19 protein-coding genes are annotated in these 22,443 nt (G+C 30.4%); 15 read left to right on the plus strand and 4 right to left on the minus strand.

All coding sequences use genetic code 11. From position 1 onward, the window contains the following. Window positions 1-203: 203 nt before the first annotated feature. Complete coding sequence (locus tag Q8S45_RS08480; RefSeq protein WP_305603660.1) at window positions 204-605, plus strand: thioesterase family protein; 402 nt, start codon at window positions 204-206, stop codon at window positions 603-605. Here the strand turns inward: Q8S45_RS08480 and Q8S45_RS08485 are convergent. Both Q8S45_RS08485 and Q8S45_RS08490 read right to left on the minus strand, forming a co-directional pair. Then, complete coding sequence (locus Q8S45_RS08485; RefSeq protein WP_305603663.1) at window positions 602-1,831, minus strand: glycosyltransferase family 4 protein; 1,230 nt, start codon at window positions 1,829-1,831, stop codon at window positions 602-604. The genes Q8S45_RS08480 and Q8S45_RS08485 overlap by 4 nt on opposite strands. Window positions 1,832-1,987: 156 nt before the next feature. Then, window positions 1,988-2,419: a hypothetical protein gene (locus Q8S45_RS08490; protein WP_305603665.1), complete on the minus strand. Its 432-nt coding sequence runs from the start codon at window positions 2,417-2,419 to the stop codon at window positions 1,988-1,990. A gap of 145 nt (window positions 2,420-2,564) precedes the next feature. Here Q8S45_RS08490 and Q8S45_RS08495 point away from each other — a divergent pair, with 145 nt between their 5' ends. From Q8S45_RS08495 to Q8S45_RS08545, 11 genes are all read left to right on the plus strand, one after another. Beyond that, window positions 2,565-3,767: an Nramp family divalent metal transporter gene (locus tag Q8S45_RS08495; RefSeq protein ID WP_305603669.1), complete on the plus strand. Its 1,203-nt coding sequence runs from the start codon at window positions 2,565-2,567 to the stop codon at window positions 3,765-3,767. Next, window positions 3,761-4,486 (plus strand): 5-oxoprolinase subunit PxpA, encoded by a 726-nt coding sequence (gene pxpA / locus Q8S45_RS08500; RefSeq protein ID WP_305603670.1) that lies wholly within the window; start codon window positions 3,761-3,763, stop codon window positions 4,484-4,486. Before Q8S45_RS08495 ends, pxpA begins: the two co-directional genes overlap by 7 nt. A 4-nt stretch (window positions 4,487-4,490) precedes the next feature. Beyond that, window positions 4,491-5,210, plus strand: a complete 720-nt coding sequence (pxpB, locus tag Q8S45_RS08505) for a 5-oxoprolinase subunit PxpB (RefSeq protein ID WP_305603672.1) — start codon at window positions 4,491-4,493, stop codon at window positions 5,208-5,210. Between the two features lie 5 nt (window positions 5,211-5,215). Continuing rightward, complete coding sequence (locus tag Q8S45_RS08510) at window positions 5,216-6,073, plus strand: biotin-dependent carboxyltransferase family protein (protein WP_305603674.1); 858 nt, start codon at window positions 5,216-5,218, stop codon at window positions 6,071-6,073. A 106-nt stretch (window positions 6,074-6,179) separates the two neighbouring features. After that, a complete protein-coding gene (locus tag Q8S45_RS08515) occupies window positions 6,180-6,950 on the plus strand; it encodes an outer membrane lipoprotein-sorting protein (RefSeq protein ID WP_305603677.1) in 771 nt (256 codons plus the stop codon). Between the two features lie 65 nt (window positions 6,951-7,015). After that, window positions 7,016-10,039: a hypothetical protein gene (locus Q8S45_RS08520; RefSeq protein ID WP_305603680.1), complete on the plus strand. Its 3,024-nt coding sequence runs from the start codon at window positions 7,016-7,018 to the stop codon at window positions 10,037-10,039. A 125-nt stretch (window positions 10,040-10,164) separates the two neighbouring features. Beyond that, window positions 10,165-13,440, plus strand: a complete 3,276-nt coding sequence (locus Q8S45_RS08525) for a glycosyl hydrolase (protein WP_305603683.1) — start codon at window positions 10,165-10,167, stop codon at window positions 13,438-13,440. Between the two features lie 119 nt (window positions 13,441-13,559). Continuing rightward, window positions 13,560-14,102, plus strand: a complete 543-nt coding sequence (locus Q8S45_RS08530) for an RNA polymerase sigma factor (protein ID WP_305603694.1) — start codon at window positions 13,560-13,562, stop codon at window positions 14,100-14,102. Window positions 14,103-14,136: 34 nt separating this feature from the next. Beyond that, a complete protein-coding gene (locus tag Q8S45_RS08535) occupies window positions 14,137-14,742 on the plus strand; it encodes a hypothetical protein (RefSeq protein WP_305603697.1) in 606 nt (201 codons plus the stop codon). Window positions 14,743-14,799: 57 nt separating this feature from the next. Further along, entirely contained in the window at window positions 14,800-15,252 is a 453-nt protein-coding gene (locus Q8S45_RS08540; protein ID WP_305603700.1) for a hypothetical protein, read from the plus strand. Window positions 15,253-15,322: 70 nt separating this feature from the next. Beyond that, the gene (locus Q8S45_RS08545) at window positions 15,323-16,189 is read left to right on the plus strand and encodes a hypothetical protein (RefSeq protein ID WP_305603703.1); all 867 of its coding nucleotides are present in this window, start codon (window positions 15,323-15,325) and stop codon (window positions 16,187-16,189) included. 43 nt (window positions 16,190-16,232) lie between these two features. Here Q8S45_RS08545 and Q8S45_RS08550 read toward each other — a convergent pair whose 3' ends face one another. Next, window positions 16,233-17,333 (minus strand): 6-phosphofructokinase, encoded by a 1,101-nt coding sequence (locus Q8S45_RS08550; RefSeq protein WP_305603705.1) that lies wholly within the window; start codon window positions 17,331-17,333, stop codon window positions 16,233-16,235. Between the two features lie 46 nt (window positions 17,334-17,379). Beyond that, complete coding sequence (locus Q8S45_RS08555) at window positions 17,380-18,447, minus strand: 6-phosphofructokinase (protein ID WP_305603708.1); 1,068 nt, start codon at window positions 18,445-18,447, stop codon at window positions 17,380-17,382. A gap of 268 nt (window positions 18,448-18,715) precedes the next feature. Between Q8S45_RS08555 and Q8S45_RS08560 the strand changes: the two genes are divergently transcribed. The 3 genes from Q8S45_RS08560 to Q8S45_RS08570 all read left to right on the plus strand — a co-directional run bounded on the left by Q8S45_RS08560 (window position 18,716) and on the right by Q8S45_RS08570 (window position 22,405). Next, on the plus strand, window positions 18,716-19,633 hold the full coding sequence (locus Q8S45_RS08560) for an EamA family transporter (RefSeq protein WP_305603727.1): 918 nt from the start codon (window positions 18,716-18,718) through the stop codon (window positions 19,631-19,633). A 103-nt stretch (window positions 19,634-19,736) separates the two neighbouring features. Beyond that, window positions 19,737-21,080, plus strand: a complete 1,344-nt coding sequence (locus tag Q8S45_RS08565) for a DEAD/DEAH box helicase (RefSeq protein ID WP_305603711.1) — start codon at window positions 19,737-19,739, stop codon at window positions 21,078-21,080. Window positions 21,081-21,094: 14 nt separating this feature from the next. Next, the gene (locus tag Q8S45_RS08570) at window positions 21,095-22,405 is read left to right on the plus strand and encodes a DEAD/DEAH box helicase (protein WP_305603714.1); all 1,311 of its coding nucleotides are present in this window, start codon (window positions 21,095-21,097) and stop codon (window positions 22,403-22,405) included. The last annotated feature ends 38 nt before the right edge of the window (window positions 22,406-22,443 follow it).

Genomic DNA, 22,443 nt, shown 5'->3' on the forward strand with positions numbered 1-22,443 from the left:
TAATCATGTTTTTTATAATGTTTGAAATTCACTATAAATATACTGATTATCAGGCTTTTATGCAAATATTTTATTGCTTTTTATCATAAATTTTTTGCTTTTTTCTTGTGATTTTTAACCCTTAATTCGCATTATTAATTATTTTTTGACTCAAGTTATAATCTTTTTATATTTAAGATCTGTAAAAATTAAATTCCTTAACAATGTCGCAAAACAAATATTCCATAAATTTAAAAGTAAATGGTGATCATATTGATGCTTTAGATCACGTGAATAATGTGCAATATTTGCATTGGGTTCAAGACATTGCAGAAATGCATTGGGCTGTGTTGAGTACGTCAGATATTAATTCGAAGTATGTGTGGGTTGTTTTAAGACATGAAATAGACTATTTACAAGCTGCCGTTCTTTCAGATTCTATTGAGATAATAACTTGGATTGGAAATACATATGGTGTTAAATCTGAGCGGTTTGTAGAAATAAAAAAAGATTCAAAGTTGCTTGCAAGAGCAAAAACTATTTGGTGTTTGTTAGATAGGGTAACTATGAAACCCTCTAAAATCCCTTTGGAAATAATTCACTTACTAGAAATAAATAAGGGTTAATTGTTTTTTTCTTCAATCCATTTCGATAAATACTTTGTACTTTGTAACGTATGATGATTTAAAATGGCACCAATAATATTTTTTGTTCTATGCTTCATTAAATTGTTAGATATTTTAGCAATTGTTGAAATAAATTGTTGTTCAAATTCGATTTGAGAATAACATTTATTGATAATTTCAATTCCTTTTTTTTGAGATTCTTCCCATATTTGTTGGTTAGAATATAATTCTACTGCAGCAGTGGCAAATTCAGTAATATCATTTTTAATAAAACCATTCCAAGGTAATTTTTTGTGCATCCCTTCTGAACCAATTTTTGTGGTAACATTTGGAGTTCCAAATTCCATAGAATTTATAAGTTTGCCCTTTAGGCCAGCACCAAATCTCAATGGAGCTAATAAAACTTTTGAGTTTTCAAACACCTTTAACGAACTTTCAGCAAATCCTTTAACAATAAACCCATCCTTTTTATTAGTAAGTTGAGTGAATTTCTGAGAGCAATATGCACCATAAATATGTAATTCTACGTTTGGTAATTGATTTCTTATAAGAGGCCAAATGGTTTTTTTTAAATGTAAAACCGCATCAGCATTTGGTTCATGTTTAAAATTACCGATACTCATAAAATTAGCACGTTCGAAAAAAGAAGGATACAATTTGATGTTATCTAACGAAATGGGGTGAATTAAAAAAGGTAGGTATAACAGTTGTGATTCTTTTATATCAAAATGTTTATGAAGTATTTTAAATTCAACTTTTGAAATAATAAGTGTTAGGTCGCAACGATAAATACTCGCTAATTCTCGCAAAGCAATTGAATTTCCAATAACGGATAAATTAACTTTTTCATTTTTTTTAACGGCCGTTTCTATAGCCTTTCGCAAAAAATGTAAATCTTCGGTATCTAATATTCTAAAGGTATTAGGACAATTTTCAATAACTCTCCATCCAAATTGTTCTTCAGCAATATATCTATCAAAAAGGACAATTTTTGGTTCTAGTTTTTTAATAAAATCATTAAAACTAGCATCATTTAATTTTATGTTTATTGTAATAATGCCTAATGATTCCAGAGGAAATGAATTTTTACCTTTTGTTGACGTTGATGCAAATATTATTTCGTAGTTGTTAGATAAAAATAATTTTAATAATTGAAGCATTCTAGTTCCGGCAGCAGTAGTATTGGGTTCTGGCCAAATCATGCCGATTACAAGAAGTTTATTCATCTCAATTTTCTTAAAGTGGTTGGTATTTATTTAATAGATTTAAAAAAATATCATTTTGAAGGAAAAGCAACTTTAAAATGGAATTAGTTTTAAATTCTAATTGTTTTCCTTCAAAATGAAAAAAGAACAGGTAATTATAACTCTTTTAAAATGATTTTATGAAATCATTCCTTTTTCTTCAGATTTTTTAGAAAAATAAACTAAAAAAACTGCAATTAAAATTATCATTACGGGCATTATCATTCTTTCATTTCCAACTTCCATAAATTTTTGAATAAATACATTATAAGTAAATTGTGCTAATACGGCAATTAGGGAAATTGCAAATAGCAATGTTGCTAATTTTTTACGAACCAATAGACCAATTGAGCCAAAAGCCCCTGCAAACACAGCAATTGCAAAAGAGGCCATAACCCAAGCGGGTATGTTATTATAATAATTTTGTTCGCCTTCTGGTAATAAAGCAAGTTGGTCATTTGTCATATAGGCTTGCATAATATATGCTGAAACGCCCATTAAATTCCATACCAAAGCGGTAATACTAATAATCCAAAATACGGTAGTTGGTTTTTTTGTTGATTTTGTCATAATAATTAAGATTTAATTGTTAAAAGAGAATTTATAAAATAATCCAAATTAACAAAATTAATTGTGTCATCAAAATAAAAAAAATATAGGAGTTCATTTCAGGTATTATTTATTTATTTTTATCTAAAAATGAATCTTTAAATTTATGAAAACATTTTTCAATAATATTGGACCAGGAGCGTTGGTTGCTGCTGCATTTATAGGGCCTGGGACAGTGACAATTTGCAGTTTGGCTGGTGCTAATTTTGGATTTACATTGCTGTGGGCATTAACACTATCAATAGTTGCAACTGTTGTTTTACAAGAAATGGCTGCAAGAGTTGGAATAGTAACACAAAAAGGACTGGCTATTTTAATTAAAGATGAAATAAAATCGCCTTTTCTAAAACAGGTAGCTGTTATTTTAATTTTAGGAGCCATCGTTATTGGCAATGCAGCTTATGAAGCTGGAAATATTAGTGGGGCTTCATTGGGAGTTTCTGGTTTAGTTTCAGGTTTACCCTTTAAGTATATTCCATTTATTATTGGATTTTTTGCATTTTTAGTTTTGTACATTGGGAATTATAAATTTCTTGAACGAAGCTTAGTTGCGTTGGTTATAATTATGAGTTTTTCGTTTATAATTACTGCAATTATGACTAAACCATCACTGGAATTGGTTTTAAAAGGAATGTTTATTCCTCAATTTCCAGAAAACAGTTTATTAACAATTGTTGGATTAATAGGTACAACTGTTGTTCCATATAATCTTTTTTTACACGCTGCTTTGGTTAAGGAAAAATGGAAAAAACCGTCTGATTTAAAATATGCTAAAATTGACACATTCATTTCAATTATATTGGGCGGAATAGTCTCTATGGCAATTGTAATTGCTGCAACTGCTATTAAAGGAAATTCAATTCAGAGTATACTAGATCTTGCAAAAGGGTTGGAACCATTATACGGCGATTTTGCAACTTACTTTTTAGGAATTGGTTTATTTGCAGCTGGAGTAACTTCTGCAATAACAGCACCTTTGGCTGCATCTTATGTTGCTCAAAGTTGTTTTGGTTGGGATTCAAATTTAAAAGGGTCTAAATTTAGAATAGTTTGGATTTCGATACTTTTAATAGGTGTTTTGTTTTCATCAATTCAATTAAATCCAATTAAAATTATAAAATTTGCACAAGTTGCAAATGGTATTTTGTTGCCAATAGTTGCAATTTTTTTAGTATGGATTGTTAATAAATCAGGTATTTTAGGGATTTATAAAAATAGTTTACTTCAAAATAGTATAGCCATTGCTATAATTGCGATAACTTTTTTGCTTGGATTAAAAAGTATTTTAAAAGTGTTTGAACTGTGGTAAGGCAAAAAATTGATATCAATTGCGATTTAGGTGAAGGGTTTGATAACGAACCTGAATTAATGCCTTTTATTCAATCGTGTAATATTGCTTGTGGTGGACACGCTGGAGATGTTGTAACTATGGAAAAAGTTGTGAAGTTGGCAATGCAAAACAATGTACATATTGGTGCACATCCATCATATCCCGACAAAGGAAATTTTGGGCGAAAATCAATAATAATGAATGAACAAGATTTTAAAAATATCATTCAAAATCAGGTGAATAGTTTACAAGAAATAATAAATAAACTTGGAAGAACCCTTTATCACATAAAACCTCATGGGGCATTATATAACGACATTTTTAAGGACGCAGCATTAGCGCATCAATTTTTAAATGCGGTATTGCCTTATAAAAATTTCGTAAAACTTATTGTTCCTTTTAATTCTGAAATTGAAAAAATAGCAATAAAAAATAATTTTGCAATTATTTATGAAGCTTTCGCTGATCGAAGTTATAATTCAGATTTATCATTGGTTTCAAGAAACAAACCGAATGCGGTACTAACCAATTTAGAAGAAATTCTAAATCAGGTTAAAAAAATTTATTTTGAACAAAAAGTAAAATCAATAACAGGCGATATTATTCCAATAAAGGCAACCACTTTTTGTGTCCATTCAGATACCCCAAATGCTATTGAAATAGTTAAATATTTGCATGCAAATTTGAAGTTTGAATAATATAATGGGAAACTATAAAATACACATAAAACAATATTCACCATCTGCTGTTTTAATAGAGTGGCCTAGTTTAATTTCAAAAGAAATTTTGGAAGATATTTCTAATTTTTCGATAATTATACGAAAAAACAAGACTGAACAAATTGTTGATATAAATTTTGTATATTGTTCATTATTAATTATATATAATAAAAAAATAATTAATTTTAACACTTTAAAGTCAGAATTGCAAGAGTTATACTCCAAAATGAAATTTGATGTAATCAAAAGAAATAATTGGAATATTCCAGTTTGTTATGATCTAGAATTTGGCATAGATTTATCTTATATTTCAACGTTTAAACAGCTTGAAATTAAACAAATTATTGAGTTTCATATCAATCAAAAATATACGGTTTATGGAATTGGTTTTTTACCCGGTTTCTTATATTTAGGCGAACTAAATCAGAATTTAATAATTCCACGTAGAGATACTCCACGTAACAATGTAGATAAAGGAAGTGTTGCCATTGCGGGTAATCAAACAGGAATTTATCCACAAAATTCTCCCGGAGGATGGCATGTTATTGGAAAAACACCAATTCAGTTGTTTAACGCATTCCAGAATCCTCCAATTGAAATTATGCCAAATGATACGCTGCAATTTTACCAAATTTCTAAAAAAGAGTATTTTAAAATGATTCACGATCCAATTGATATTTTTACATTTTTGCAAATAGAATAGCGGCTATGATTAAAGTTTTACAGTCAGGTTTATTTACAACCATTCAAGATACAGGAAGATTTGGTTTTCGAAATTATGGAGTACCAAATGGTGGGGTAATGGATTCTATTTCAGCATCTTTAGCAAATTCTTTATTGAATAACCATTTAGATGATGCCGTTTTAGAAATTACTTTAATAGGGCCTAAAATTGAATTTCTTCATTCCTCCATTATTGCTATAACTGGAGCAACTTCTCTCATTTATTTAAACGCTGATTTGATACGTTTAAACAAAGTTTATACAGTTGCAAAAGGAGATATTTTATCATTTGGTGTTTCAATAGTAGGAGTTCGTACGTATTTGGCTGTAAAAAATGGATTTAAATCAATTAAAATTTTAAATAGCAGGTCTTTATTTCAAGAAATTACCCCAGAAATTAATTGTAAAAAAGGATCAATAATCCCTTTTGATGAATTCAAAATCGAAAATAATAATCATCTAGTAAATAGTCAAATAGTTTTTAAGAAATTATTTTTTGAAACATCTATACTTGAAGTTTATAAAGGACCCGATTTTAATTTATTTTCTTCGTCGGAAATGAATAAAATAATTAAGGCATTTTATACTATTTCTGTAAAAAATAGCAGAATGGGTTATTATTTCAATGAAGCAGTTTTACCTCATTCAAAAAGCATCATTACAAATCCAGTTTTACCTGGAACAATTCAATTAATTCCGTCTGGAAATTTAATTGTTTTAATGAAAGATGCACAAACTACTGGGGGGTATCCTCGAGTATTACAATTGTCTGAAAGGTCTATTTGTATACTTGCTCAAAAAGGTGCTGGTGAAAGCATTTCATTTAAATTAACTGAAATTTAACATCAATAGTTATCCAACAAAATTAAAAAAAGATCATTGTTGGTAACAAATTTGTAAATTGTGCGTCATATATTGTCAAATAAAAATTAACAAATAAATAAAAATCATGAAAAAATTAAATTTTTTAGTAATTGCTTTGTTTCTAGGAATTACTTTTCAAATGAATGCTCAAACAGCAGAAGAAGTAGTTGCTAGTTATTTCGAAAATACAGGAGGTGTTGATAATTGGAAAAAATTAACGGGTGTTAAAATGTATGCCGAAGTTAACCAAGGAATGATTATTCCTATAGAAATTACTCAGTTAAAGGGCGGTAAGCAAATGACAGTTATAAATTTTCAAGGAAAAGAAATAAAGCAAGGTGTTTTTGATGGAGAGACATTGTGGAGCCATAATTTTATGACTCAAAAAGCTGAAAAAAGTGATAAAGAAAATACAGATAATGCAAAATTAGCAATCAATGATTTTCCTGACCCATTTTTAAATTATAAAACCAGTGGTTACACAGTTGAATTAATGGGTTCTGAAACTATTGATGGTGCAGACACATTTAAAATAAAATTGGTAAAAAAACCATTAACGGTTGATGGTAAGTTAGAAGATAATATTACATTTTATTATTTTGACAAGGAGAATTTTGTACCTATAGCTGTTCATAACGAAATAAAATCAGGACCAATGAAAGGGCAAATGAGTGAAATTAAAATGAGTGATTATCAAGAAATTGAAGGATTGTTTTTTCCATTTTCTATGTCTCAGGGGTTAAAAGGGCAAGCAGGTCAAGCAATTTCTATTAAAAAAATAGAACTAAATCCAAAGGTTGATGAAAAAGCTTTTCTATTTCCAGAAGAAACACCAGCAACTCCAAGTGGAAACTAAAATATAAATTAATAAAAATCCTCAAATGATAATTGGGGATTTTTTATTTATCTAAATCCAAACTTATGAAAAAATTATTGATTTTAATACCTTGTCTTTTGGTACTTTTTACTTTTGAAAGTAAAGGACAAGAAGAGAAAGGAATTGCTGCTGGTGAGATTTTTGGCGACTTAAGAGCTCGTCATATTGGACCAGCTTTAATGAGCGGAAGAATTAATGATATGGAAGTTCACCCAACCAATCCACGCATAATTTATGCAGGTACTGCTGGTGGTGGTGTATGGAAATCAAACGATGCTGGAACTACATTTAATCCCATTTTTGACGATTATTGCCAATCTATTGGAGCAGTTACTGTTGATCCAACAAATCCAGATAATGTAATTTATGTTGGCACCGGTGAAACGTGGACTCGTAACAGTGTTTCTGTGGGAGATGGAATGTACAAATCTGTTGATGGAGGTGCGAACTGGACTAAAATAGGTTTTGAAAAATCGGAACGCATTTCTAACATTATAGTAAATCCTAAAAATTCAAATGAAATTTATGTAGCCGTTTTGGGTGCTTTATGGTCTGATAGCGAAGAAAGAGGGGTTTATAAAACAACTGATGGAGGAACCACTTGGAATAAAATTTTATATGTAAATCCAAAAACTGGTTGTGCAGATTTTACAATGGATCCTACTAATCCGTCAATACTTTACGCATCTATGTGGGAATTTAGACGAACTGGTTGGTCTTTTGACTCTGGAGGTTTAAACAGTGCGCTATATAAATCTACAGACGCAGGTAAAACATGGAATAAAATTCATACTGGTTTTCCTGAAGGAAAATTAGGTAGATTGGCAATTGCAGTCGCTCCCTCAAATCCAAATATTCTTTATACTGTAATTGAAGCTGAAAGCGATGTTAAAAAAGGGTTGTATAGAAGTGATGATGCAGGAAAGAGCTGGAACCAATTGAACAACGATTTTGGCATTACTGTTAGACCATTTTATTTTTCTAAAATTGTAGTGGATCCAAAAAATCCTGATATAGTTGTTAAGGGAGGTCTTTCTGGTTCAATTTCTAAAGATGGTGGTAAAACTTTTAAAAATTTAGGAAATATGCATAGTGACATCCATGACATTATTTTTGATATAAAAGATTCAGACAGAATGTATGTTGGTACTGATGGAGGTGTTTATCGCTCTTGGAATCAGGGAACAACTATGGAAATTGTAGAAAATTTACCTTTATCCCAATTTTATCATGTAAGTGTGGATAATGCAACACCTTATAATGTATATGGTGGACTGCAAGATAATGGTTCGTGGTATGGACCTTCATCTTCAGCTGGAGGCATTGAAGCAAGAGATTGGAATCCAATTGGAGGTGGTGATGGTTTTAGAGTACTTAAACACCCGACTAAAAATATTATTTATTCTGAAATGCAAGGTGCTGAAAATGTATGGAGATATGATGTTGATAATAAGCTAATTAAAACTATTCAGCCTTTGCCACAAAAGGGATATCCAAAATTACGTTTTAATTGGAATGCCCCAATGGCTATTAGTAAACATCAACCAGACAGGTTTTATATGGGAAGTCAGTTTTTGCATAAATCAGAAGACATGGGAAATACTTGGCAAATAATTTCGCCAGATTTAACCACTAACGATAAATCAAAACAACAACAAGAAGGTTCAGGAGGTTTATCAGCAGATAATTCAGGTGCCGAAAATCATACGACTATTTTTACAATTGCAGAGTCGACTCTAGACCAAAATATTATTTGGGTTGGAACCGATGACGGAAATGTGCAAGTAACTCAGAATGGAGGTAAAACTTGGGTAAATACTTCTCTTAACATTGCAGGATTACCAAAAAATACTTGGGTGTACCATATTGATGCAAGTGTTCATCATAAAGGAACTGCATATGCTGTTTTTGAAGGTCATACAACAGGCGATATGAAGCCTTACACATATAAAACCACTGATTTTGGAAAAACTTGGAAGAATATTATTAGCACAGATGTTGTTGGTTTTGTAAGAAATATTCAGGAAGATTTTGTAAATCCTGATTTATTATTTTTAGGTACTGAATTTGGTTTATATGTAACTATTGACGGTGGTAAACAATGGAGTAAATTCACAAATAACATGCCGTCTGTGGCAGTTCATTTTATTGAAATACAGGAACAAACCAATGATTTAGTTTTGGCAACTCACGGTCGTGGTATTATAATAATTGATGATATATCACCTTTAAGAGATGTTACCTCTGCCACCATGGAAAAAGCCTTGCATTTCTTCGCATCCAAGCCAACAGTTATGGTAGATCAAAATGAGTTTGCGGGTTCATTTGGAACAGAAACTCAATTTGTTGGTCAAAATCCTACCAAAGCATTTCAATTAAAATATTTATTACCAAAGCGTCATACTTTTGGAAAAATGACCTTAGAAATTAAGGATATGGCAGGTAATTTAATTTCAGAAATTAGCCCAGGAAAAGCAAAAGGAATTAATATTGTTAACTGGAATTACAGTATTAAACAGCCAAAAGTTGCAAAAGGGAAAACGTTTAGTTTTGGTGGTTTTACATCGCCTAGAGTACCAGCGGGTTCGTATAAAGCAATAATTACAAAAGGGAAAGATACTTTTGAGCATCAATTTGAATTGGTTTACGATAAAAGTTCAAAATTAAATGATGAAGAACGTAAGTTTAAATATACTACTATAATGAAAATGTATGATATGACTCAGGAGTTGGCTTATTTAGTATATGAATTGGATGAAATTATTTTAAATGTTCCAGTGGCTAACAAAAAACTTTTAGCATCATTAAATTCATTAAAAGAAACTTTAGTGATAACTACTGGAGATAACTATGTGGGTTCTGCAGAACCACAATTAAGGGAAAAAATGACTGATTTATTTAGTAAATTATCAAACAGTTATGATAAACCATCTAATTCTGAATTAGAAAGTTTGGATATTATTGTAGAACGATTCGAAAAAGCTAAATCGGATTTTGAAGTTCTCAAGAAAAAAAGTAAACTAACTTCTTTAAAAATTAAAACTTTTGAAGAGTTTATAAAAGAGTAATTATTAAAACCCGGTGTAATAATCGGGTTTTTTTATGCATAAAAGCTATCAATTCATGTGATAATAATAACACTGTATAAAAATTAATTTATCTAAATTTAACCTTTAACTTTAAATTTTTCATAATGTCTAATAAACAAATATATTTTTTTCTTTTTTTGATTTTTACTTCTTTTCAAACGGTACAATCACAAAAAAATAAAAAGACAGAAAAACAACCATTGGATAGTATTAGTCTGGATGGTTTAGCGTGGAGAAATATTGGACCAGCACTTACCTCTGGTCGAATTTCAGACATTGCAGTAAATGAAACAAATGCTTTTGAATATTATGTTGCAACATCTGCAGGAGGAGTATGGAAAACTGTAAATGCAGGGGTTTCATACGAGCCAATTTTCGATAGCCAAGGTTCTTATTCTATTGGTTGCGTTACTATAGACCCAAACAATCCTAACGTTATTTGGGTTGGATCTGGTGAGAATAATAATCAACGTTCGGTAAATTATGGTGATGGAGTATATAAATCTGATGATGCTGGAAAAAGTTGGACAAATATGGGATTGAAAACCAGTGAACATATTGGAAAAATTATTGTTCATCCTACAAATTCAGATATTGTATATGTAGCTTCTTTAGGACCACTCTGGAGTAAAGGAGGCGAAAGAGGGTTGTATAAAACTATTGATGGTGGAAAAAACTGGCAAGCTGTTTTAACTATTGATGAACATACAGGTGTAAATGATGTAATTATGGATTTTAAAAATCCTGAAGTATTATATGCTTCAGCCTTGCAAAGAAGAAGGCATGTATATACTTATGTTGGTGGAGGTCCAGGGTCTAGCATGTATAAAAGCGTTGATGGTGGAACAACTTGGAATAAAATAAATAAAGGATTACCGTCAACTGAATTAGGAAGAATAGGTCTTTCTATGTCTCCCGCAAATTCAGAAATAATTTATGCTATAGTTGAATCTGCAGAAGGTAAAGGAGGCTTTTATAGATCTATAAATAGAGGTGCAAGTTGGGAAAAAAGAGGGCCTCATACAACGAGTGGAAATTATTATCAAGAAATAATTAGTGATCCAATAGATGAAAATACAGTTTATTCTATGGATACTTGGATGTCTGTTAGTAAAGATGGAGGAAAAACTTTTCAATTGGTTGGAGAAGATTTTAAGCATGTTGATAATCATTCTATGTGGATTAATCCGAAAAATAATAAACATTGGCTAGTTGGTAGTGATGGTGGAATTTATGAAACTTTTGATGCAGCAAAAACATGGGATTTTAAAGAAAATTTACCTGTAACCCAATTTTATAAAGTCGCCGTAGATAATGCATTGCCATTTTATAACATTTATGGAGGAACTCAGGATAATTTTAGTTTAGGAGGGCCTTCTAGAGTAATAACAGACCATGGAATTACAAATCAAGATTGGATTATTACACATGGAGGTGATGGATTTGAATCGCAAGTAGATCCAAAAAATTCGAATATTGTATATGCACAATCGCAGTATGGAGTTTTAGTGCGTTACGATAAATTAAGTGGAGAAGAAGTTGGAATACAGCCAAAAGAAAGAAAAGATGAAAATGCATATAGATGGAATTGGGATGCCCCTTTGGCGGTAAGTAATCACGCATCGGGACGATTGTATTTTGCTGCTAATAAATTGTTTAGATCAAATGATTATGGAAATAGCTGGGAAGTAATAAGTGAAGATTTAAGCAGGCAAATAGATAGAAATACCTTAAAAGTTTTTGATAGAGTATTAGGGATAGATGCTGTTATGAAAAATGAATCTACATCCCCTTACGGGGCTATTGTAGCTTTGTCTGAATCAAAAATTGATGAAAATTTAATTGCTGTTGGTACCGATGATGGATTAATTCATATTACTGAAAATAGCGGTACTTCATGGAGAAAAATTGACAATATTATTGGAGCTCCTCAACAATCCTATGTTAACAGTGTGTACTTATCAAAACACGATGTAAATGTAATTTATGTTGCATTCAATCATCATAAATATGGAGATTTTAAACCCTATATTTTTAAATCTGTTGATAAAGGAAAAACGTGGTTTAGCATAAGTAATAATTTACCAGAAAGAGGGAGTATTTATACTATTGAAGAAGATCATATAGATAAAAATTTAATTTTCTGCGGTACAGAATTTAGTGCTTTCTTTTCGCCAAATGGGGGTAAAAATTGGAAAAAATTAGCAAGTGGATTACCTACAATTTTGGTACGCGATATGGCAATACAAGAACGAGAAAACGATTTAGTTATTGGAACTTTTGGTAGAGGATTTTTTGTGCTTGATGATTATTCTTCATTACGAACTATTGAAAATAAAATTCCTTCGAAAAAAGCAGAAATTTACCCTATTCGTGATGTGTTAATGTGGGAAAAAAGTGTACCACTTGGTTTACCTGGTAAGTCTTTTCAAGGAGATAATTTTTATAGTGCTCCAAATTTAGGTCCAGAAGCGCTTATTACTTTTTATTACAACGATAAATATGAATCTATTGAGGAAATTAGAAAGAAGAAAGATAAGGCCTTAAACAAACTAAATAAAGACACACCATATCCAAGTTATAGTGAACTAAAAGCAGAAACAAATGAGATTGCACCGTTGTTGGTATTTACAATTAAAAATGATAAGGGGATGGTGGTTAAAAAAATTACTCAAAAGCCTACTTTTGGATTACAACGTTTTAATTGGAATTTACGTTTTGAAGAGCAAACGCCTGTAAATCTTTCAGAATCATCATTTTACAATCCGTTTGCAGGTAAAAAGGAAGGGTCTCTAGTGCTTCCAGGTGTTTATACTATTGAATTGGATTTATTCAAGGACGGTTTAATGAAACAGTTAGTGGCACCGGTAGAATTTAAAGTTAAAAGCTTAAATAATACAGTAATGCCTTCAGATGATAGAGCGAAAAAAGTTACTTTTCAAAGAGATGTAGCCGCTTTAAATGCTGAAATTGAAAATTCACAAAGTATGATAAGTGAAATGAGAAATAAAGTTAAATATATTAAAGAAGCTATTAAAATTGCAGAGTTGCCGTTAGCTGATTTGTACAATAAAGTTCTAAAATTGGAAGCTGATATCAAAGATGTAAATACGTTGTTATATGGAGATTCTGTTAAAAATAAATTGGATATTGATCAGAAACCAAGTGTAACAAATAGGATTGGAAGTGTTTTATATGAGCAAAAATATTCAACATCTTCGCCAACAAAAACACATATGGACAGCTATAAAATTGCAAAGGAAGAATTTAGTATAATTCAGCAAAAGGTAGATGTTTTGTATAAAGTTGATTTGAAAAATTTAGAAGAATTACTTAAAAAATCAGGAGCGCCTTATACTCCAGGACGGGTTACACATTAAAAATGTAAATTAAAAACTCAGCCATTTGGCTGAGTTTTTTGATTTAGTGTGTTTAAGAATTAAACTATTTACTAAATTTAGAGTCTAAACCAGACAATTATAATAATCCCCAAACTATTTTGTACACAGAGACAGAACTAATTATTGCTTTAAGAGATGAAAAACAAAAAGATCTTGCGTTTAAGTTTCTTTTAAACACCTATCAGCAACGGTTGTATTGGCATATTCGAAAATTGGTTTTTGTTCATGAAGATGCTGATGATGTGTTGCAAAACACATTTATAAAAATATATAAAAGCATTCACTCATTTAATCAAGAGAGTAAATTACATACTTGGATGTATAGAATTGCATATAATGAGTCTATGAACTTGTTGAGTGAACGACAAAAAAAAGCATCAATTTCTTCAGAAGAAATTTCAAATAAAATGATTAATAATTTAATAGAAGATGTTTATTTTGATGGTGATGAAATAAAATTGAAATTGCATAAAGCTGTTGAAAAATTACCTGAAAAACAGGGAATAATATTTAAAATGAAGTATTTTGATGAATTAAAATTTAGAGAAATTTCTGATATTTTAGGTACAACGGAAGGAGCCTTAAAGGCATCTTATCATATTGCAGTAAAAAAATTGGAGGAATTTCTAGTATCAAATTAAACCATTTCTAAAAATTTCGGTCTAATATAACATAATGAAAAAAGAGAAAAAACATAGCGCCCAAAATAACCATCAATCAAAGTTAGGGTTTACGATACCTGAAGATTATTTTGAGAATTTTAGAGTAACGCTTCAACAAAAAATAAATGAAAATATTTTAGAGGATGTTCACTTTGAACAACTTGGATATACTGTTCCTAAAGACTATCTTAAAAATATTTCTTCTAAAATTTTAGAAAAAACAAATAAGAAAGAATTAAAAATTATTTCATTAATTTCGAGGTATAAATATGTTGTTAGCACCGTAGCTGCGAGTTTATTAATACTTTTATCTATTAATTATTTTAACCCAGATTTTGCATTTAGCACAAATAGAGTTGCTGTAGATAGTGCTATTAACTCAGTACAAGATAATTTTTCTGATGAGGAAACAATATCTTTATTGCTTGAAGACGATGAAAGTGTAGATGCATCAATTAGTAACTATGTGGTTGAAAGTTTAATTATTGAAGATGCATTGTTCTTATTTCCAACGTTAAAAGATGTTACTTTGACCTCTCTTTTTGTTGAAGGAAAAAAATTAGATGTTTATTTAGATAATCAGCTAATAGACGATTTATTGATTACTAATTTAAATTAAACTATTTCAATATATTAAAGTCTAAATCTTGAAATATTGAATAAAACAAAAAATAATATGAAATCTTTAAAAATAATAGTTGTTTTTGTTTACAGTGTTCTTTTGTTTGGAACTACCGCTTATTCACAATCTGATGATGCAGTAAGTAACTTAACGCCAAAACAATTTGAAATGTTGGAAGCGCACAAAAAACTGCTGATGAAACATAGAGAAGCCTTTAAAACAACATTGACTAAAGATCAATTAGAATTGCTAAAAGATCAAACAAAAACAAAAGATGAACGTCAAGAATTGTTGATGGCTTCTTTAACACTTCATCAAAAAAGAGTTTTGGAAATGAATAGGGAAGAAGTTAGAACTCGAAGAGAATTATTTAATGCTACAATTACCGATGAACAAAGAAGGAGGTTGAGAGCTGAGTTTTTTATGGATAATAATATTAGAGATAGAAAAGAACTGAGAGAACTAATTTTAGAAAGAAGAAAACTTCGTCGAATACGAAATAATTAAGAACAATTTATTATTTTCGTTATGTCAAAGTAGTCGTAAATCGGCTACTTTTTTTATATTTTAATTTTATATGGTAAAGTATATTTCATTTTCATTTCTTTTTTTAATATTCTTTAATGGATTTTCTCAGGAAACTGAAAATGAAAAAGTGGATGAAATAGTTGATGCTATTTTGGCTGAAAATTTAATTTTAGAAAATGAATTAGAGAAATTAGGATCTTTCAAAATCATAAATATTTCACTTGATTATAACAGTAATACTTATTTTTCTGGAAGAGATATTGGGGTTGATCAATACAATATAGCACCACAAATTACGTATGCAACCAGCGGTGGATTTTATACTGGTTTAGCAGGAAATTATTATGGTGAATTTGAACCTCATTGGGATGTAACCATTGGATTTATTGGATTTGGAAAAAGTGTTGGTAAGCATAAAAATTTTAATTATCAATTTGGGTACTCAAAATTCTTTTTTAACGAAAAAGAGGATGCAATTTATAGTAACACGCTCGATTTTGGTTTTGGTGTAAAAACAAATAACGCTGATTTTGGAACTAAAGTAACAGCTTCTTATATTTTTGGAGATGAAAAAGCATTTCAATTTGTTTCTTCTACGTTTGGTCTAGTAAAAATTGCAAAATCAAAAAGTGTAATTATAAGTTTTAAACCACAGCTAAATTTTATTGTAGCAAATCAGATTATAGATATATGGAGAATAGTTCTAATAAGAGATTTGCCTAGAATTATTTATGAACCAAAGGAAGTATTTGATTTAGTCAATACCCAACTTTTGATTCCATTAGAAGTTTCAATTAAAAATTTTCAATTTGAGATAGGCTATATCCAAAACTTTCCAAATGCTTTTGAAGGAGAAAATAATGTAAGTGCTAAAGGTCTTTTTAATTTTAGCACCTCATATTATTTCAATTTTTAAAATAAATTGAATTTGAAGTGCTTAAATAAAAAAAATAAAAATATTAGTGATCACCAAAACTCATTCCAATTCCTCGTGCAGTTTTTACTAATGAAGAGTTTTGTTTTACAACATTATACTTACTTATTGCTTCTAAAAATGGAACGGCTACAATACTAGGGTGTTGATATGCAACCATTTTACCGTAGTTTCCTTCTAAAGCTAATTCCATTGCTTTAACACCAAATTGAGTTGCTAAAATACGATCGAATGCAATTGGTACACCACCTCGTTGCAAATGACCAAGTACAGTTTCTCTCATATCAGCATCACAGCCAGCCGCTTTTAAATCTTTCAATAATTTATTAGCTACACCTCCTAATTTTAAATTTGCATTACCAACTTCATCACTTTGTTGAGATAAAATATCTCCATTTTTAGGTTTAGCACCTTCCGCAATAACAATAATAACATGCCCTTTTCCATTTTGGAAACGTTTATTGATAACTTTAAGAACGTTATTTACATCATACGGTATTTCAGGAATCAAACAGATTTCTGCCCCACCTGCAATAGCCGAACTTAAAGCAATCCAACCTGCATCTCTACCCATAACCTCAAGTATAATTACACGGTTATGTGATGCGGCGGTAGTTACTAATCTGTCTACTGCTTCAGTAGCAATTTGTACAGCTGTTTGATATCCAAAAGTATAATCGGTTGCCGATAAATCGTTATCAATTGTTTTAGGTACGCCTATAATATTGAGGCCTTTTTCAAAAAGAACTTGAGAAATACGTTGAGAACCATCGCCACCAATACTAATAACAGCATTAATCCCTAGGTATTTTAATTTACGAATCATTTCGTCTGAACGGTCTATAAATGACCATGTTCCATCATTTTCTTTAACGGGCCAAGCAAGTGGTCCACCTTTTGTTGTAGTTCCTAAGATGGTACCTCCTTGATAGTGAATGCCAGAAACTCTTTTCTCAGTTAACTCAATTAATTCTGTAGGTTCGCGCAAAACACCATCAAACGATTGTATACTACCAACCACTTCCCAATCTTCAGTTTGGGCAGCGCGTTTTACGATTCCTCTTATAACTGCATTTAATCCTGGGCAATCTCCTCCGCCTGTTAATACTAATGCTTTTTTCTTCATTATTCCCTATATATTTTTTATATTATTGTCTATTCTAAAATAAATATTAATCGCCAAAACTAATGCCTATTCCTTTAGCGGTGTGAATTAAATTATGTGATAATTCAACTTTATTATATTGATTTATAACTTTTTCCAAAGATATTTGTGATAATTCAGAATTTTTATGAATAGCCATAGTTCCAAATTTCTTTTCTTTTACTAATTCAAAGGCTTTCACTCCTAGTTCTGTTGCTAAAATGCGATCGAATGCTATAGGACTTCCTCCACGTTGTAAATGACCAAGAATAGTTTCTCTAACATCAGCTTCAAAATTTATTTCTTTTAATTTTGCCGCAATTTTTCGAGCAATACTTCCTTGAATAATCTTACCATCTCCATCTTTGAAATGAGCACCTTCTGCTACAACAATATTTGCATAACCACGACCATATGTTGAATATTTTGAAGTCAATTTCTTTACAACCTTTTCCATATTAAATGGTATTTCAGGAATCAAACAAACATTTGCACCTCCTGCAATTGCTGCATGTAAGGCAATCCAACCTGCATCTCTCCCCATAACTTCCAAAATTAAAACACGATTGTGTGATCTTGCTGTAGTTATTAATTTATCAACAGCTTCAGTTGCAACTTGAGCGGCCGTTTGAAAGCCAAATGAATAATCGGTTATTGCTAAATCATTATTAATTGTCTTTGGAATTCCAACTATATTTACGCCTTTTTGATATAATTTAAGTGAAATTTTATGAGATTCATTTCCTCCAATATGGATAACTGCATCAAAACCAAAAACTTTAAGATTGTATATAAGTTTATCTGAAACATCTTCATTTTTAATTGATCCATCTTTTTGAACTACTGGATAGTTATATGGGTTGCGCGTATTATTTGTTGTTAAAATAGTTCCTCCTTGTGGATGGATACCTTCGACACGTTTTTCAGTTAGCCGAATTATTTCAAGAGGTTCAGATAAAATACCGTCAAAACCATTTATGCTACCTATAATTTCCCAATCGGATTCCTGATGTGCACGCTTAACAATAGCTCTAATTACAGCATTCATCCCAGGACAATCTCCACCGCTATTTACTATTAAAATTCTTTTCTTCATTATGAAACCCAGTAATCTAGGTTAATATTTTAATTAAGGATATTCTGCAATTTTATTATTTAAACGGATGCAATAATATAAAAGCTGAAATTATTTAAATATCATTTTAATCATTAAAATAAGTTAAATTTAATTATTTTAATAAGGAGCAAAATTAACAAAAAAATAATTAATCCTATAAATTTAAAAGCTCCATTTCTAATTTTTATTAAATAGTTTTACTTAATATTGATGATTCAAAAAAAATAATATCAAATTTTAAAATTATATAGGTTTGTCTCGAATTACGGTTCTTATTATACTCGCTTTTTTTTCGATTTATGTTATTTGGGGATCAACTTATATGCTTAATAAAGTGGCTGTAAACGAGTTACCTCCGTTTATGTTAGCATCGGTACGATTTATAAGTGCAGGATTACTTATTTTTTTAATTTCAAAATTAATGGGAATTAGCTTGTACATAACTCGTATTCAATTACTTAATAGTGCTATAGCTGGATTTTTATTTCTAACATTCGGGAATGGTACAGTAGTTTGGGCATTAAAATATGTAGATAGTGGGTTTGCTGCTTTGGAAATTTCAGCGCAACCATTAGTTGTTTTAATTTTAATGCGTGTTTTTCAGGGTAAAAAAATACAACCAATGTCTGTTATTGGTGTCATATTAGGTGTTATAGGAATATATTTATTGGTAGCACAAAAGGAATTAATAAGTCAGGAAGGTACTATTTTAGGAATGATAATGATTTTTGCTTGTATGATAAGTTGGAGTTATGGAAGCTTATTTGTTGCAAAAGCGGATTTACATTCCAATTTTTTTGTAAATACGGGTTATCAGATGGTTACTGGTGGAGTGATGTTGATTATAGCAAGTTTAGCCTTTGGAGAGCAGTGGACAAGTCCATTTGTTTGGAGTAGTTCTGTTCAAATTTCGATGCTATTACTTATTATTTTTGGAAGTATTGTAGCTTTTACAGCATTTAATTTTTTATTGCGCACTGTTTCGCCTGAAAAAGTAGCAACCTCAACCTATGTAAATCCTATTATAGCCCTATTTTTAGGTTCTTATTTTTTAAATGAACAAATCACCAAACAATCTATTATTGCGGCAATTGTGTTACTAACAGGAGTCTTTTTTATAAATACCAAAAAGAAATTAATTCTTTACTCTAGGTTTTCTAAATAATTCTTTTTCTTAATAATTTAAAAATCAAAAGTATAATTTGTTTGAAGTATGATTAATTGTGCTTCACTGAAAAAGAGTGCCTATATTTGCCGAAATTTATTTTATGTTAAAACAGTTCTCAGATTTAGGAATTATAGCTCCACTTCAAAAAAGTTTAGCCGATTTAAAATTTTCTAAACCCACAGAAATTCAAGAAAAAACAATTCCAATATTATTATTCCAAAAGGATGATTTTGTAGGCTTAGCAAAAACGGGGACAGGTAAAACTGCTGCTTTTGGCTTGCCATTGTTGCAATTGATTGATAAAGATAATAAAAGCATACAGGCTGTTATTTTGGTTCCAACAAGGGAGTTAGGGCAGCAGATATATACTAATTTAATTTCTTTTGCTACTTATTTACCAACTGTTTCTATAGCCTCAATTTGTGGAGGAATTTCAATTAAACCTCAAATGGAGCGTTTGAAAAGTGATACACATTTAGTAGTTGCTACTCCCGGAAGATTGATTGATTTGATAAAACGTAATGCCATCAATATCAAAAATGCTAACTATTTAGTGCTTGATGAGGCAGATGAAATGATTAGCTCCTTAAAAGATGGTTTAGATGAAATAGTAAAAGAACTTCCAAAAAATAAACGAACATTTTTGTTTACTGCCACATTGCCTGGCACCATTAAACAATTGGTGCAAAATTATATGTCTAAACATGTAATTCAGGTTAGTGTTGAAATGGAAACTGTTGGTCATCAAGGAATTGATCACCAGTTTGTTGTTGTTGAACCTATTGAAAAACTGGATGTTTTAATGCATTTTTTAGCTTCAAAAGAAGGAGAACGAGGTATCATTTTTTGTAAAACTAAAGCTGCTGTAAATAAATTAGCGAAAAACTTAGCGATCAATAAATTTTCCTCAGGGGCAATTCATGGAAGTTTAACGCAGCCAATTAGAGATCGAATTATGGAGCAATTTAGAGCAGGTTATATCAATATTTTAGTTGCAACAGATTTGGCTGCTAGAGGAATTGATGTAAAAGAAATATCATATGTGGTAAATTATCATTTGCCAGATGTGTATGATACTTATGTGCATAGAAGCGGCAGAACTGCAAGAGCAGGGGCTAATGGATTTTCGTTAACGGTGTTACAAAAAGAAGAAATTGAGGAATTAAAAGATTTTGAAAAAGCCTTAGGAATAACCTTTAAAGAATTTAAAAAGGCTGATGCGCAAAGTATTGAAGAAAATAATGGACTTTTGTGGGCTAAAAAAATATTTAAAACCAAACCTAATCATACAGTTTCACCTGAGTTTAAAAATAAAATTCACACTATTTTTCATCATTTAACTAAAGAAGAACTTATAGAGAAAGTAGTAGCAAACTATCTTTTACAAAGTACAAATTCTACGAATTTAAAAGAAGAAGTTATTAAATCGAATAAAAATAGGTAGTTAATATAAAATTTATGGCAAATACAATAAAAGAGCAACAGGATATTCTTGAAAAGTTGAATATTTTTGAATTAAATACGATGCAAGAAGAGGCCCTGTCTGTTATTGATAAAACAACCAACACCATCATACTTTCGCCAACAGGATCGGGTAAAACGTTGGCTTTTTTATTACCAATTATTACCTTATTAGATCCAGAATGCACCGAGGTTCAAGCTTTAATTTTAGTTCCATCTAGAGAATTAGCGATACAAATAGAACAAGTTGTGCGCTCTATGGGATCAGGTTATAAAGTGAATGCAATTTATGGTGGTAGAGCAATTTCTAAAGATAAAATTGAATTAAAACATACACCAGCTATACTTATTGGAACACCGGGAAGGATTGCAGATCATTTTAATCAAGAACGCTTTTCTACAAAATTCATTAAAATATTGGTAATAGATGAGTTTGATAAATCTTTTGAAGTGGCATCAGATGGTGAAATAAAAGATATTTTAAGTTACTTGCCAAGCATAAATAAACGGATCTTAACTTCTGCCACAGCAGCACCTAAAATTCCTGGGTATATTCGTTTAGATCAGCCAATTATACTTGATTACCTTCAACTAAAAAATAAAAAATTAACAATTAAAACGGTTGTTTCACCTTCAAAAAGTAAATTAAAAACGCTTTTAGAATTATTAATTTATGTGGGAAATGAGCAAGGAATTGTATTTTGTAATTACAAAGAAAGTATTGTTAAAATAAGTGATTTTTTGACTAAAAGTAAAATTAGTCATGGTTGTTTTTATGCAGGAATGGATCAGCAAGAAAGAGAACGATCTTTAATTAAACTTAAAAATAGAACTTATCAGGTTATTATTGCTACCGATGTGGCAGCAAGAGGAATAGATATTCCAGAAATGAAATTTGTAGTGCATTATGAAGTTCCTTCAATAGTTGATGAATTTACACATAGAAATGGAAGAACCGCACGAGTAGATTCTAAAGGAACTGCATATGTGCTAAAATGGGAAGAAGAAATTTTACCTGAATTTGTTAAAAGTTCGAGTGTAGAAAAAATGAAAGAAAAGGTTAAAAGAACGCCTCAATATTGGGAAACTTTGTTTATTTCTGGCGGAAGAAAAGATAAAATTTCAAAAGGAGATATAGCAGGAATGTTTTTTAAACAAGGAAATTTAACCGAAGATCAGTTAGGATTAATTGATTTAAAGCAAGATTGTGCTTTCGTGGCTGTGCCAATTACTCTTGCAAAAGAGCTTGTAACTACATTGAATAACAGCAAGTTGAAAAATAAAAAAGTGAGAGTAACTATTGTATAATTTCATTTTTTTTTAATAAAATTTAATAAGAGATTTAT

This window comes from Lutibacter sp. (genome assembly GCF_030692605.1).
In the GTDB taxonomy this organism is placed as follows: Bacteria; Bacteroidota; Bacteroidia; order Flavobacteriales; family Flavobacteriaceae; genus Lutibacter.